The organism is Mycobacterium sp. MMS18-G62 (genome assembly GCF_053877835.1).
In genome coordinates, this window is record NZ_CM132662.1 from 110,435 (window position 1) to 123,027 (window position 12,593).

The following is a 12,593-nucleotide window of genomic DNA, read 5'->3' on the forward strand; positions in this document are numbered from 1 at the left end:
CGGAATGAATGCTGGGCCGGATTCAAAGACGGTGTACACCTTCTGCCGGTACTGCCTGGCCTGCTGTGGTGTTGAAGTGGCGGTTGAGAACAACCGGGTCACGAAGATCTCCCCCGACAAACAAAACCCCCACACCTGGCACGACTTCTGCGCCAAGGGCAGAACCGCACACCAACTCGTCGAGCACCCTCGACGGATCGTGAATCCGATGCGCCGGGTCGGCGCCGGATACGTCGAGGCGACGTGGGACGAGGCGATCACCGACATCGCGGCGAGAATGAACGCTCTCATCGACGCCGACGGCCCCGACGCGATCGGCATCTATTACGGCAATCCATCCGGCTTCTCGTCGTCGAACATCATCTTCATGAACGCGTGGCTGGATGCCGTCGGCACGCACAACCGGTACTTCGTCGGCTCGGTCGACCAGAACGCCATGCACGTCGTCGCGTCCGCGATGTACGGCTCGATGCTGATGGCACCGGTGTCCGACATCGACAACTGCGATTACTTCCTGCTGGTCGGCACCAATCCGGCGGTGAGCGCGTGGAATTGGCTGGAGACTGTGCCCGGTGGCTGGCGGCGTGCACTGGAGCGGCAGAAACGCGGCGCGAAGATCGTCGTCGTCGACCCGTTGCGTACCGAGACCGCCGACAAGGCCGACGTCCACCTGGCGGTGCGGCCGGGCCAGGACTGGGCACTGCTGCTGGGGATGGTCAAGGTCATCCTCGACGAGGGGCTCGAGCACCGGCAGGACTGCACCGAACTCGCCACGGGCGTCGACGATTTACGCCGGCTCGTCGCCGATGCCGACCTCGACGACCTGGCTTCGCGCTGCGATGTCCCGAGGGCCCAGATCGAAAAGGTGGCACGGGAATTCGCCACCGCCCGCACCGCGATGGCGATCACGCGCACCGGCGTCTCGATGCATCTTGCCGGGACCGTCGCGGAGTGGCTTGGCCACGTGCTCAATGTGATAACCGGACGGATGGACCGCCCAGGCGGCCGCCGGTACGAGCCCGGCTACGTCGACGCATTGCGACTGTCCGACCTCGCCAAGGCCAAGCCGCACAAGAGCCGGGTGGCAGGCCGCGACATGGTGGCCGGTGCCCACGCCCTGAGTGAACTGCCCGGCGAAATCACCACTCCCGGACCCGGCCAGATCCGCGCGATGCTGATCAATTGCGGCAATCCCGTTGTATCCGGCCCCGACGGAGCCAAGCTCGACGAGGCGCTCGCGCAGCTGGATCTGTTGGTGGCCATCGACTTTGTTCAGCGCGAAAGCCACCGCCACGCGCATTGGCTGCTGCCGGCCGTGCATTGGCTGGAGCGCGACGACTTGCTGGCGTTCACCAGCAACATGCACGACGAGCCGTACGTGCAGTACGGCGCGAAGGCCGTGGATCCGCCGCCGGGCGCCAGGCAAGAATGGCGGATCTTCGTCGACCTCGCGATCGCGATGAACAAGCCGCTGTTCGGGGCCAAAGGACTCAACGGCTTTATAAAGACGACGCGTCGACTGGCACGGCTCACGCGCAGGCCCGCCATCGAGTTCGGGCCGCACTGGATCGACCGGTTGGTGGTGGCGACGGGGCGAAAGGTCAACGGCCGCAGGATCAAATGGCGTGATGTGATGGCGCACCCACACGGATGGGTGCTCGGGCCAAGGGAATTCGGTCACTTCAGGGATGCGCTGCGCACCGAGGACAAGAAGGTGCACGCGGCACCACCGGAGTTCGTGCAGCGTGCTCGCGAGCTTCTGGCCGAATCGGGTCCGGCGGCGCCGGAAGGTTATCCGTTCCAAATGGCGAACCGGCGTAATCGGCATTCGATGAATTCATGGCTCAACGAGCTTCCCGGCCTGCATCCGGCGGGCAAGCACAACGAGGTGGTCATCCATCCCGAGGATGCGGACGCACTCGGCATCAGCGACGGTGACCGGGTGAAGGTGTTCTCCCCCGTCGGTGCGATCGAGCTCGACGCCGCGGTCGACGACCGGCCTCGGCGAGGCGTTGTGATCGTCGACCACGGCTGGGGCTCAAGGATTTTCGACCCGCGAGGCGGGACGGATCCGGAGTCCTATGGCGCCAACCGGAATCTGCTCGTCGACGGCGGGCCGGTCGACCCGCTGTCGCAGACGTCCGCGTTGAACTCGTCGTACGTGGGCGTCGAACGCGTCTAGAGTTCCGGGCCTTCGGCGCGCAGATCGTCGACGTTCTTCATCGCCTCACGCAGCTTGCCCAGCCACTCGTCGGCATGCTCACCGACGAGCCGCACCGACCACGCCAGCGCATCAGAGCGCGACCGGGCCACACCGGCGTCGACCAGCGTGTCGAGTACCTGGCGCTCGGGCTGCTTGAGCCGGGTCATCACCGGTACGGCGATGTGGGTGAACAGGATCCGTTCATAGTTGTCGTCACCGACCGCCCCAATCTCGATGCCCCACGCCACCTTGCGGCCATAGCGCGCCTCGGCCTCGTCGGCAATGTGCATGCGCTCGGATCGGGTCTCTTCACGGAAACGGGCGACGCGTCCGGAGGCGTGGGCCTCACTCTCGGCGCTGTCGGTTTCGGGGAGGCGGCCAATGACAGTGATTTCTTCGCGGTCGACGACGACCGTCGGGTCGCCGGCGAACCAGCCGTCGGGCAGTCGACCGGCGAACCAGTCGGCGGCGTCGCTTGCGTCGGGTTGCTCGGCCTGCTGCCAGCCGCCGGGGCGGCCGGCCCGTCGGCCATGGATGTGATGATGTCGCATGATTACATGCTTACACCGTTACAACACTGGTGGCGAGGCTTTCACTGCGGGCGAACGGCGCGGAAGACGTCCAGGCTGGCGAGTTGGCGTCGGCCGACGTCGGTGAAGTGACCTCGCAGCGCCTCCTCGATTCGGCTCAGCTGATCTTCGGTAAGCCGCAGGCGTTTGGCGATGCGCGAAGGCGACGTGCCGCCATGCCAGGCGATCACGACGGTGCCGCCAGGGCGGAGCACCCGGTGCAGTTCGCGGACGCCGCGCGCGAGGTCGGGCCAGATCGCCACGTTGTTGACCGAGACGATGCGATCGACGCTGGCGTCGGGCAGACCGGTCTCCTCGGCGGTGCCGAGGTCGAGGCGGACCCGTCCGGATCTCACGCCAGCTCGGTTGAGCCTGCCGGCTTGATCGCGCATTTCTGGCGAAGGGTCGACGCCGTGGATGCTCGCGGCTTGGGTGCGTTCGGCGAGAAGCCGGATGAGACCGCCGGGCCCATAGCCGACCTCGAGAACGTGGTCGCCCGGATGGACATCGAGAGCGCCGACCACATCGTCCTGCTTGTTGGTCCAGCGCATGAACCGACCGGCAATCCGGCCGAGCCGGCCACGCGGATGCGCGAAGGGGTTATTGGCCGAGGGATCGAAGATGGACAGACTGTGCGCTTCCATGCCACCACGCTGGCACTTCAAGTCGACTTGAAGTCAAATGAAGACATGGAGCTTGTGACGATCGGTGAGGCGGCCCGGACACTGGCGCTCAACACCTCGGCGCTTCGCTACTACGAAGACCGCGGGCTGGTGGCACCCGAGCGCCGCGCCGGAAAACGCATGTACAGCCCGGAGCAGCTGCGGCGGCTGGCATTCATTCAATTGATGCAGCGCCTCGGCATCCGCCTAGAGGCGGCCGCGGCCGTGCTTGACGAGCCCAGCGATCAGTGGCGCGACGTGGTCCGCGACCAGATCGCCGCCATCGACGAATTGATCGCCAGGGCCAACGGCGCGCGCGACTTTCTACAGCATGCGTTGGCATGTCCGGCAGATCATCCTGTCGACCAATGCCCCCACATGATCGAAGCTCTCGACAAGCGGCTTGCCGGCGTCAGCCTCGAAGAGCTCGCCGCGCAACACGGGCAGCCGGTTCCTAACGCTTCATGAGCAGGACGGCACCGCCGCCCACCACCGCCCCGATCAGCAGCAGCACTGCCAGGGTTGGGCTGACCAACCACCACACGAGCCCCAGCGCGATGATCGCAGGCGAGAGCACGAACAGCACCATCAGCGGGTGCTGTTTGATGACCGCGAGAGCGCCCTGCGCCCGGACCCGGTCGATTTCCTTTGCCATGAGACAAGAATGCCAGTCTTACAGCTCGAGCAGCACCGTCACGGGGCCGTCGTTGACGAGTTCGACGTGCATGTGGGCGCCGAACACACCGGTTTCCACGTGGGCGCCGAGTCGCCGCAACGCGTCGGCGAGTGAGTTCACCAGTGGCTCGGCGACAGTGCCAGGCGCCGCGGCGTTCCATGTCGGCCGTCGGCCCTTGGTGGTGTTGGCGTAGAGCGTGAACTGGCTGACCACGAGGATCGGGGCGCCGACGTCGCTCGCGGACTTTTCATCGTCGAGAATGCGCAGTTGCCAAAGCTTTTCGGCCAAACGCTCCGCCTTCTGCTCGTCGTCGGTGTGAGTGACACCGACTAACGCGAGTAGCCCCTGGCCGGCCGGCTGTATTGCGCCGACCACCTCGCCGTCAACGGTCACCGACGCCGACACGACGCGTTGCACGAGAACACGCATGGACGCTGATGCTGCCAGACGGTCATCGTCGTAACCGAATCGTGGCCGTTACAGATGTGACAGATGTTTCTTTTGGGACTCGCCTGATGTACGTTCGCCCTACGTACTGAGTACCTACGTAGATAGTCAGCGGTGAGGGAGACCGATGCGACCAACAACGCTCGTGGTGATCGCACTGACCGCGGGACTCCTCGCCACCCCACCGGGAATCGCACGCGCCGGGCACAATTCGTCTCACCCTGATCCCGATGTCGTCACGCTGACAGCGGAAGTCGCCGAGGCCAACCAACAGCTGTCCGATCTAGGCGCTGCCATCCAGATGCGCCAGGAGGCGGTCAACAAGACGATCGTCGACGTGCAGTCCGCCCGCGACGCCGTCGCCGCCGCTCAGCGCGACGTCGACGCCAACCAACGCGCGCTCAGCGAGGCCAGCGCCGGAATCGACGGTGCCCAGCGGCGCTTCGACAGCCTCGCGGCGTCCACATACGTCAATGGGCCACCCGGCTCGTACCTCACGGGGACGAGCCCAGAAGAGCTCATTGCCACCGCAGCAGCCGGTCAGACGTTGTCGGTGGGATTCCAGCACGCACTGGACGATTTGCGACGTGCGCGAACCGAACTCACGAACAGGGAATCGGCGGCCCGTGGCGCCAAACAGAAGGCGGATGAGGTAGCCGTTGATGCTCGTCGCCGCCAGGACGCCGCCGTGGCGGCACTTACGGAGGCGCAGAAGAGCTTTGGGGCCCAGCAGAGCGAAATCGACAGGCTCGTCGCCCAGCGCGATGCCGCACGGACGCGGCTGGCCGCGGCGCGTGACCGCTGGGATGCCGACGCGCCACCGGGCACCCCGCCTCGAGCCGACACCGGTCAGTGGGACACGACACTGCCCATGGTGCCGAGCGCCAACCTCGGCGATCCCGTGGCGATTGTGAACTCGGTGCTGCAGATCTCCTCGTCCTCGATGCAGGTGACCGCCGAGCTGGGCCGAAAGTTTTTGTCGTCACTAGGGATAAACATGGGCGGTGGTCCGACGGCCGCAGACGCGGGCATCACCAACGGCCGGATTCCGCGGGTATACGGGCAGCAGGCATCCGAATATGTGATCCGGCGCGCCATGTCACAGCTCGGCGTGCCCTATTCGTGGGGTGGCGGAAACGCCAGCGGACCATCTCGCGGAATCGACGGTGGCGCCGACACCGTCGGCTTCGACTGTTCAGGGCTGGTTCTCTACGCGTTCGCGGGTGTCGGAATCAAGCTGCCGCACTATTCGGGCGACCAGTACAACGCGGGCCGCAAGATCCCGTCGTCACAGATGCGCCGCGGCGACTTGATCTTCTACGGGCCCAACGCAAGTCAGCACGAAGCCATGTACCTCGGAAACGGCATGATGCTCGAGGCGCCGTACACCGGATCACAAGTCAGGGTCGCACCGGTACGGTCCGGCGGCATGACGCCGTACGTCACTCGGTTGATCGAGTACTGATCCTGCTCGGCTCGATCACTGTGGCCCACCTGGATTTTGGTTCGGAAGGTCGGTGATCGGCAGATTCGGAGCGGGCCGCGGTGATGGGGTTGGCGGCAATGTGGGTATCTCGGCTGGCGGGATGTCTCGTATCTTGTTAACCGGCGGCCCGTTCTCCCGGCCACCGTAGCTGGTGCCGGGTTGACGATGGCCGAGGAGATGGCTGACCGTGACCATGTGATAGCCGTTGGCAATCAGCACCGGAAGGAACTGATACACAACGTCTACCGTGCTCGAGTAGGTGTCGTGAAGTAGCACGACCGAGCCCGGCCTGATCTGCGTCTTGAGCATGTACACGGTCGCGGCGATATCGGCGTCATTTATCCAATCGAAAGGTATGACATCCCAAAGGATTTCGGCGAGGCCCTGCCTGCCAGCCTCGTTACGAACCGCTGCGTTGGATAGTCCGCCGGCTGGGCGATAGAGGCTTGGTGCCGTCCCGGTGGCCGCGGCAATCGCAGAAGTTGCAGCGCTCAGTTGGCGCGGAATTTCTTCGGGCGCAATTGTGGACATGTTTGGGTGTTCCCAGGTGTGGTTGCCAACCTCCATCCCGGCATCGGAGATCCGTTTTGCCGCCGGCGGATCCAACGCCACCTTGTTGCCGATCAAGAAGAACGTCGCTTTTGCACCCTTGGCAGTCAACACGTCCAGCAACCGATCGGTGAACGGGCTCGGTCCGTCGTCGAACGTCAGCGCCACACACTTAGCCTTAGTGCAGTCCACCTCGTCGGCACTGACCGGACGCCGGGTTTGGACTGCAACCACCATTGCCGCCGCCACCAGGACCACCGCGAGAAGACCAACGGGTATCCACAGGTTGCCGCGCAAGCGATGCACCAGGCCAACTCCTTTGGACAGTCGCGCGCCACGTCGCGATGATCTGCAAACTCAGACAATTCAACAAATCTACTAGTCTGATCAGTAGGTACGTAGATCGCGTTGGGAGAATCATGGGTGCCGGGCAGAATTCCGGATCTGAGTCGTCGCGTACGGCGCACAAAGCGGTCACCCAGGCTCGCTCGGGCCGGCGCGGTGGCAGATGGTGGTGGATCGGCGGGACTGCCATCGTGGTGGCACTGCTAGTGGTCGTGATCGTCACCGCGCTCCGGACGAATGGCCAGCGCAGCTCACCGGATACCTCCGCATCCGGCTTGAACAACCCGCCGGCGACGGTCGCGGCTGGAGGCAATACCCCGCCGCCATGGCCCGCTCCCGCTGATGCCGCCGCGGCAGTGCAGGCCGCGGGATTGCCGATGTTGAACAGCGAGGGTGCGGTCGAGCACATTCACGCCCATCTCGACGTGCTGGTGGACGGGCAGGCGGTGCCGGTGCCCGCGACCATCGGTATCGACGCGAAGCATGGCACCATCAGTCCGCTCCACACCCACGATGCCTCCGGCGTCATCCACATCGAGTCGCCGGTGAAGCGCCAATTCAGCCTCGGCGAGTTCTTTTCGGAATGGGATGTCAGCTTGTCGGCAGACAACGTCGGGGCGTTGCGTGTGGGCGACGGCAAGAGTCTGCGAGTGTTCGTAAACGGCAAGCCGCAGTCCGGCGATCCGGCGGCGATCACATTTGGCCCGCACGATGAGATCGCCGTGGTGTACGGCAAACCGCAGCCCGGTGAGTCGATCCCGGCGAAATACGACTTTCCGCCCGGTGACTAGTGTGACGACATGACCGGGCCGTGGAGTCCGGACAAGCTCGCCGCTACTGCCGGTGAGCCCGAGGAGCGTCTTCGTCGGTATGCCGACGCGGGGTTACTTCACCGGCTAGCCAACGGCGACTTCGAGCCCGATTCACTGCACCGGTTGCGGCTCATTCAGTTCGCGCGCTCTCGCGGATTCGGCGATGAGCAACTCGCGGCGGCGACCGCCCGCCAAGGTGATCTTCTAGGCATTTTTCAGGAAGCCACTCCGCTCGATCTTGTTGCGGAAAACCTCATCGACATTGCCCAGGGTCTCGGCCTCGATGATGCCGTGTTCGGCGAGCTAGCCGAAATTCTGGACTGGGACGTCGAGAAGGGCACCGAATCCGACATCGCCACACTGCGACTGGTTGCCCGAGCGCTGGAGCTCGGGATGCCCCGAGACGCCCTCTTGCAGATTGTCCGCGTTTTCGCCGATGCGACGGATCGGCTTGCTGACGCAGTGGTGCGCACATTCCACAACTACGTCCATGAACGTTTCCGCGCTCAGGGACTTGTCGGACGGGAGCTGCTCGAAGCCACTGAGCGCGTCGGCAAGCCCGCGCTGGACCTTCTCGAGCCAACCTTGCTGCACTTCCATCGACGGGCCTATCAGCGCGCCAACCGTGAGGACCTGCTGCGCCATCTTGTCGAGCAGACCACACCGCCCTCGGCGGTGCCCGGCGAGGAGCAAGCCACCGTGCTGTTCGTCGATCTGGCGAGCTTTACCCCGCTGACCGCAACGATGGGTGATCAGGCGGCGGCAGACGTACTGCGCACGTTCAGCATCACCGTGCGCAGCAACGCGGCCCGGCATACGGGCAGGATTCTCAAACAAATCGGCGACGCGTTCATGCTGATGTTCACGCGGCCGGGCAACGCCATCGAATTCGGGCTGGCGATGGACAGTTTCGTCGACACACAACCCCAATTTCCGGCGCTGCACATCGGCGCGCACCACGGCGCCGTCCTTTACCGCGAAGGTGATTACGTCGGTGGCACCGTCAATCTCGCCGCACGGGTGGCATCGGCCGGCACCGCAGGCCAGTTCCTGATCACTGAAGAACTCCGTGGAGCGGCCGGAAATGTCGTCGATGCCGACTTCGTCGTGTTGCCACCCCGACGCCTGAAAGGCATCCCGGATCCGCTCCAGCTTGTCGAGGTACGCCACCGCATCTCGAAGCGCCAAGACCGGGAGACAGACCCCGTGTGCGGGATGCTTATGCGGCCCGACGACGTGGCGGCTTGGGCGACCTGGCAGGAGAACACCTACGCGTTCTGTGGTGACATGTGCAAGCGTGCGTTCGTCGAAAGTCCCGCTCGATTCGTTGTCGCTCAAGGCGATTAGAAACCAAACTGGTTTCCTATGACCTAGTCGCCATTAGATTCCACATAAGAGCACACCCCACGCTGCTAGCAGTGCGGTCGTCAATGGACCGCCCGCAACGATCGCGATCACGGTGATCGTCAGTGCCATCCGGCCAAAGCCAGCATCCCGTGCCATGACGAGGCGCTCGGCGCGATCCAGGACGGCGATCCCACTCGCCCCAAGTGCGCCGAACGGTGCGGGTGCGGCACGGGTCAGCGCCAGTAGCCCACCAATAAGCGAAGCGGAACCGTGCTTCTTTGCGGCGGTATCGTCAGCGCACATCTCAAGCAATCGCGAAACCTGCTGTGCCCCTTCGATCATGAGGGTCAACTTGGGGAATGTTGCGGCCAGGCTACGCAGGATAGCGATGATTTGCGGGTGGCGCCCTTCGATGTGAGCTCGCTCATGGGCAAGGATCGCTGCAAGCTCGCCTTCACCTAAAGATGCCAGAGCGGCGCTGGTGACAACAACAACGTGTGGGCGTCCTGGAACGCAGTAGGCCGCGGGCTCCGGGGCGTCGATGACCACCGCGTCCACACCCCTGACCCGGCGTCCGACGACGTGCACAGCGCGGGCGTGCCCGTCCGTTCGAGCCCGCATTCGAATAAGGATGCGCAACAACCGCGTGGTGCTGTAGGCGAATAGCGCCGCCCCGAGTCCGACGAGCACGAAGAGCACGACTTGCATTGCCTTGCCGGCGTTCCCGGCGGCAAGGTCTCCCAGGATTGAAAGACACGCGGCAATGGCAGCACCGGGATGGATCCAGTGGTGAGCGACATCGGCGACCGCCAAAGCCGTTGCCCCGAGCCAGGACACCACCACGCTTGCGATCGCGGTGATCCAGGCAGTCGCCCCAAGTCGCGGCGCGTGTCCGAAGCTGGTCAGCCTGCGCAGCAGCGGGGGGCCGCCGATGAGGACCACCACACTGTAGAGGAGGAGACAGACCGCAATACTCACTTGCGTGCCCTTCGGCTTCGTGACGCTATCTTGCGCAGCGCCGCCTGCAGGCGTTCGGATTCCTCGGGACTGATCTGGTCGATGAAGTGGCTGAGGACCAACTCCGAGCGCCCGCCGGATTCAAAGGCGTCGCGCATCAGTCTCGCGCTGTGCTCCTCCCGGGTGAGGGTGGGCCAGTACCGATATGCCTTCCCGTCCTTTTCGCGGGTCAACCATCCCTTGCTGTGCAGGTTATCCATCGTCGACATCACGGTCGTATAAGCGATAGAGCGTTCTGCGGCAAGTTCGTCGAAGATCTCGCGAACGGTCGTGGCCGCTCCCTCGCGGTTCCAGATGCGCTCCATGATGACCGCCTCGAGTTCGCCGAATCCCCGCGAGCGCATATGAACCTCCTACTACCTGGGTACGCAGATCGTAGACCGTCGCCGCGGGGTCATGCGGAGGATCTAGGGCGGGTCCACATGAATTTCGCCTACTATCTACGTACAGAGGCCGTAGGTACCTTTACGGAACCTTCATTGAACGACCAGTCAAGTGATATCGGCGCCACAAAGACTGAGAGGCACACCGCGGCACACCGGACGAATGGAGGTCGACTGATGCGGGGGCCCGCTCGATGACCGACCGACGGCGCAAAATGATCTGGCGGACATCAGTTTCCGCGTTGAGCGCCGCGGCGCTGCTACTCAGTGCGTGCAACCGCGCCCCAACACCTCCGGAGCCGCAGGTTATCAGCGAAAAGGGCACACCATTCGGCGATCTGCTGGTGCCCAAACTGCAGGCGTCCGTGACTGATGGCGCGATCGGCGTCCCGGTGGACTCTCCGGTGACGGTCGCCGCCGGCGACGGGGTACTCGGTGCGGTCAGCTTGGTGGACGACGAGGGCGAATCGCTGGACGGCGAAGTCGGCCCGGATGGCCTGACGTGGACGTCCTCCGAGCCGCTGGGGTACAACAAGCAATACACACTCACCGCCGAAGCGCTTGGGCTGAGCGGCGTCGCCCGTAAGCGCATGACGTTCCAAACGCACTCCCCAGAAAACCTGACGATGCCGTACGTCATGCCAAACGACGGCGAGGTGGTAGGCATCGGCCAGCCGATCGCGGTGCGGTTCGACGAGAGCATTCCCGACCGCGTAGCCGCCCAACGCGCTATCAAGGTCACCGCCAACCCTCCGATCGACGGCGCGTTTTACTGGCTGAGCGATCGCGAAGTGCGTTGGCGCCCAGAGAATTATTGGAAGCCCGGCACCACCGTGGACGTCGAGGTCAAGGCGTACGGCGTCGATCTGGGCGACGGCCTCTTTGGCCAGCAGGACGTCTCGACGCGGTTTACCATCGGCGATGAAGTCATCGCGACGGCCGACGATGCCACCAAGACGATGACCGTGCGGATCAATGGCAAGATCGCGAAGACTATGCCGATCTCAATGGGGAAGAACAGCACGCCGACCGACAACGGCAAGTACATAATCGGTGACCGCTACTCATTTTTGATCATGGACTCGTCGACATACGGTGTGCCGGTCAACTCTCCGGACGGGTATCGCACCGAGGTCGAGTGGGCGACGCAGATGTCGTACAGCGGGATCTACGTGCACTCCGCGCCGTGGTCAGTGGCTAGTCAAGGCCGCAGCAACGTCAGCCACGGCTGCCTAAACGTTAATCCCGCTAACGCAATCTGGTTCTACAACAACACCAAACGCGGGGACATCGTGGAAGTCGCCAACACCGTCGGCTCGACGCTGCCCGGCGCTGATGGCTTGGGCGACTGGAACATTCCGTGGGACCAGTGGCGAGCCGGCAACGCGAGCACCTAACGTCGGCGACAGCCAGGCGGGTTGAAACGTGCTCGATAGTAGCCCTTTCATTTATACCCCGTGGGGGTATAGTGCGGGTATGAAGCTCAATGCGATCGAACGAGCGGCGATGAACAATCCCGTGCGGGCCGCACATCAGCATCGTCGAGAGGCGACTTGGTTTCGACGTTTGGCGGGCGGCGACCTTTCGGGGCAACATGTGCTTGAAGTGGGCTGCGGCCGCGGCGTGGGTGGTGAGGTGATCCTCGACCGCCTTGGCGCCGAGCGGCTGACGGCCTTCGACTTGGACGAATCGATGGTCGAACTGGCCCGAAAACGCCTGCACGGTCGACCGGTATCGCTGTCGGTGGGTGACGTGTGCGAGATCGATCAGCCGTCCGGCGCCACCGACACCGTGGTTGACTTCGGGATCATCCACCATGTCCCCGACTGGCAGTCGTCGATAGCGGAAATCGCTCGCGTGCTGCGACCGGGTGGCTTGCTGTTGTTCGAGGAAGTCCCCCGCCACATTCTCAACACGTGGGCGTTCCGTACGTTTACCGTTCACCCGCGCGAGAACCGGTTCGAGGCAGCTGAATTCGCCGCCGAGCTCGCACGCCATGGGTTGCACGGCACTGGGCGGATCGAAACCCATCTTGGCGGCATGCTGTTCGTCGGCGCCGCGCGGAAGACATGACAATTCACGGCCGAACAAGAAATG

Annotated in this window: 14 protein-coding genes; 7 read left to right on the forward strand and 7 right to left on the reverse strand. The window is 64.1% G+C overall.

Annotated elements, in window-relative coordinates; genetic code table 11:
- Nucleotides 1–4 precede the first annotated feature (4 nt).
- Nucleotides 5–2,182, forward strand: coding sequence for a molybdopterin-containing oxidoreductase family protein (locus tag ACWW36_RS00510; RefSeq protein ID WP_456139676.1), 2,178 nt, complete (start codon nucleotides 5–7; stop codon nucleotides 2,180–2,182).
- Here the strand turns inward: ACWW36_RS00510 and ACWW36_RS00515 are convergent.
- Nucleotides 2,179–2,754: a hypothetical protein gene (locus ACWW36_RS00515; protein WP_456139677.1), complete on the reverse strand. Its 576-nt coding sequence runs from the start codon at nucleotides 2,752–2,754 to the stop codon at nucleotides 2,179–2,181. The two genes, ACWW36_RS00510 and ACWW36_RS00515, sit on opposite strands and share 4 nt — an antisense overlap.
- 41 nt (nucleotides 2,755–2,795) lie before the next feature.
- On the reverse strand, nucleotides 2,796–3,416 hold the full coding sequence (locus ACWW36_RS00520; RefSeq protein WP_456139678.1) for a class I SAM-dependent methyltransferase: 621 nt from the start codon (nucleotides 3,414–3,416) through the stop codon (nucleotides 2,796–2,798).
- A 45-nt stretch (nucleotides 3,417–3,461) separates the two neighbouring features.
- Here ACWW36_RS00520 and ACWW36_RS00525 point away from each other — a divergent pair, with 45 nt between their 5' ends.
- A complete protein-coding gene (locus ACWW36_RS00525; protein WP_456139679.1) occupies nucleotides 3,462–3,902 on the forward strand; it encodes a MerR family transcriptional regulator in 441 nt (146 codons plus the stop codon).
- Here ACWW36_RS00525 and ACWW36_RS00530 read toward each other — a convergent pair.
- Entirely contained in the window at nucleotides 3,889–4,089 is a 201-nt protein-coding gene (locus tag ACWW36_RS00530; RefSeq protein ID WP_456139680.1) for a hypothetical protein, read from the reverse strand. The genes ACWW36_RS00525 and ACWW36_RS00530 overlap by 14 nt on opposite strands.
- Nucleotides 4,090–4,107: 18 nt before the next feature.
- Nucleotides 4,108–4,539, reverse strand: coding sequence for a D-aminoacyl-tRNA deacylase (gene dtd / locus ACWW36_RS00535; RefSeq protein ID WP_456139681.1), 432 nt, complete (start codon nucleotides 4,537–4,539; stop codon nucleotides 4,108–4,110).
- Nucleotides 4,540–4,684: 145 nt separating this feature from the next.
- Between dtd and ripA the strand changes: the two genes are divergently transcribed.
- Nucleotides 4,685–6,022: an NlpC/P60 family peptidoglycan endopeptidase RipA gene (gene ripA, locus ACWW36_RS00540; protein WP_456139682.1), complete on the forward strand. Its 1,338-nt coding sequence runs from the start codon at nucleotides 4,685–4,687 to the stop codon at nucleotides 6,020–6,022.
- Between the two features lie 15 nt (nucleotides 6,023–6,037).
- Here the strand turns inward: ripA and ACWW36_RS00545 are convergent, their stop codons facing one another.
- The gene (locus tag ACWW36_RS00545; protein ID WP_456142314.1) at nucleotides 6,038–6,829 is read right to left on the reverse strand and encodes a polysaccharide deacetylase family protein; all 792 of its coding nucleotides are present in this window, start codon (nucleotides 6,827–6,829) and stop codon (nucleotides 6,038–6,040) included.
- Between the two features lie 182 nt (nucleotides 6,830–7,011).
- Between ACWW36_RS00545 and ACWW36_RS00550 the strand changes: the two genes are divergently transcribed.
- Nucleotides 7,012–7,728, forward strand: coding sequence for a hypothetical protein (locus ACWW36_RS00550; protein WP_456139683.1), 717 nt, complete (start codon nucleotides 7,012–7,014; stop codon nucleotides 7,726–7,728).
- A gap of 9 nt (nucleotides 7,729–7,737) precedes the next feature.
- The gene (locus ACWW36_RS00555; protein WP_456139684.1) at nucleotides 7,738–9,096 is read left to right on the forward strand and encodes an adenylate/guanylate cyclase domain-containing protein; all 1,359 of its coding nucleotides are present in this window, start codon (nucleotides 7,738–7,740) and stop codon (nucleotides 9,094–9,096) included.
- A 33-nt stretch (nucleotides 9,097–9,129) separates the two neighbouring features.
- On the opposite strand, the gene ACWW36_RS00560 is transcribed toward ACWW36_RS00555, so the two are convergent.
- Together ACWW36_RS00560 and ACWW36_RS00565 are read right to left on the reverse strand one after the other, a co-directional pair.
- Nucleotides 9,130–10,074, reverse strand: a complete 945-nt coding sequence (locus ACWW36_RS00560; protein WP_456139685.1) for a M56 family metallopeptidase — start codon at nucleotides 10,072–10,074, stop codon at nucleotides 9,130–9,132.
- Entirely contained in the window at nucleotides 10,071–10,457 is a 387-nt protein-coding gene (locus tag ACWW36_RS00565) for a BlaI/MecI/CopY family transcriptional regulator (RefSeq protein ID WP_456139686.1), read from the reverse strand. Before ACWW36_RS00565 ends, ACWW36_RS00560 begins: the two co-directional genes overlap by 4 nt.
- A gap of 233 nt (nucleotides 10,458–10,690) precedes the next feature.
- Between ACWW36_RS00565 and ACWW36_RS00570 the strand changes: the two genes are divergently transcribed.
- Together ACWW36_RS00570 and ACWW36_RS00575 are read left to right on the forward strand one after the other, a co-directional pair.
- Nucleotides 10,691–11,893, forward strand: a complete 1,203-nt coding sequence (locus ACWW36_RS00570; RefSeq protein WP_456139687.1) for a L,D-transpeptidase — start codon at nucleotides 10,691–10,693, stop codon at nucleotides 11,891–11,893.
- A 79-nt stretch (nucleotides 11,894–11,972) separates the two neighbouring features.
- Entirely contained in the window at nucleotides 11,973–12,569 is a 597-nt protein-coding gene (locus ACWW36_RS00575) for a class I SAM-dependent methyltransferase (protein ID WP_456139688.1), read from the forward strand.
- The last annotated feature ends 24 nt before the right edge of the window (nucleotides 12,570–12,593 follow it).

What these genes read in the sequence shown, in the direction of transcription:
- ACWW36_RS00575 (WP_456139688.1), top strand. Translation starts at nt 11,973, where the DNA reads ATGAAGCTCAATGCGATCGAACGAGCGGCGATGAACAATCCCGTGCGG.
- ACWW36_RS00520 (WP_456139678.1), bottom strand. Translation starts at nt 3,416, where the DNA reads ATGGAAGCGCACAGTCTGTCCATCTTCGATCCCTCGGCCAATAACCCC.
- ACWW36_RS00570 (WP_456139687.1), top strand. Translation starts at nt 10,691, where the DNA reads ATGACCGACCGACGGCGCAAAATGATCTGGCGGACATCAGTTTCCGCG.
- ACWW36_RS00515 (WP_456139677.1), bottom strand. Translation starts at nt 2,754, where the DNA reads ATGCGACATCATCACATCCATGGCCGACGGGCCGGCCGCCCCGGCGGC.
- ACWW36_RS00525 (WP_456139679.1), top strand. Translation starts at nt 3,462, where the DNA reads ATGGAGCTTGTGACGATCGGTGAGGCGGCCCGGACACTGGCGCTCAAC.
- ACWW36_RS00555 (WP_456139684.1), top strand. Translation starts at nt 7,738, where the DNA reads ATGACCGGGCCGTGGAGTCCGGACAAGCTCGCCGCTACTGCCGGTGAG.
- ripA (WP_456139682.1), top strand. Translation starts at nt 4,685, where the DNA reads ATGCGACCAACAACGCTCGTGGTGATCGCACTGACCGCGGGACTCCTC.
- ACWW36_RS00550 (WP_456139683.1), top strand. Translation starts at nt 7,012, where the DNA reads ATGGGTGCCGGGCAGAATTCCGGATCTGAGTCGTCGCGTACGGCGCAC.
- ACWW36_RS00530 (WP_456139680.1), bottom strand. Translation starts at nt 4,089, where the DNA reads ATGGCAAAGGAAATCGACCGGGTCCGGGCGCAGGGCGCTCTCGCGGTC.
- ACWW36_RS00565 (WP_456139686.1), bottom strand. Translation starts at nt 10,457, where the DNA reads ATGCGCTCGCGGGGATTCGGCGAACTCGAGGCGGTCATCATGGAGCGC.
- dtd (WP_456139681.1), bottom strand. Translation starts at nt 4,539, where the DNA reads ATGCGTGTTCTCGTGCAACGCGTCGTGTCGGCGTCGGTGACCGTTGAC.
- ACWW36_RS00545 (WP_456142314.1), bottom strand. Translation starts at nt 6,829, where the DNA reads ATGGTGGTTGCAGTCCAAACCCGGCGTCCGGTCAGTGCCGACGAGGTG.
- ACWW36_RS00510 (WP_456139676.1), top strand. Translation starts at nt 5, where the DNA reads ATGAATGCTGGGCCGGATTCAAAGACGGTGTACACCTTCTGCCGGTAC.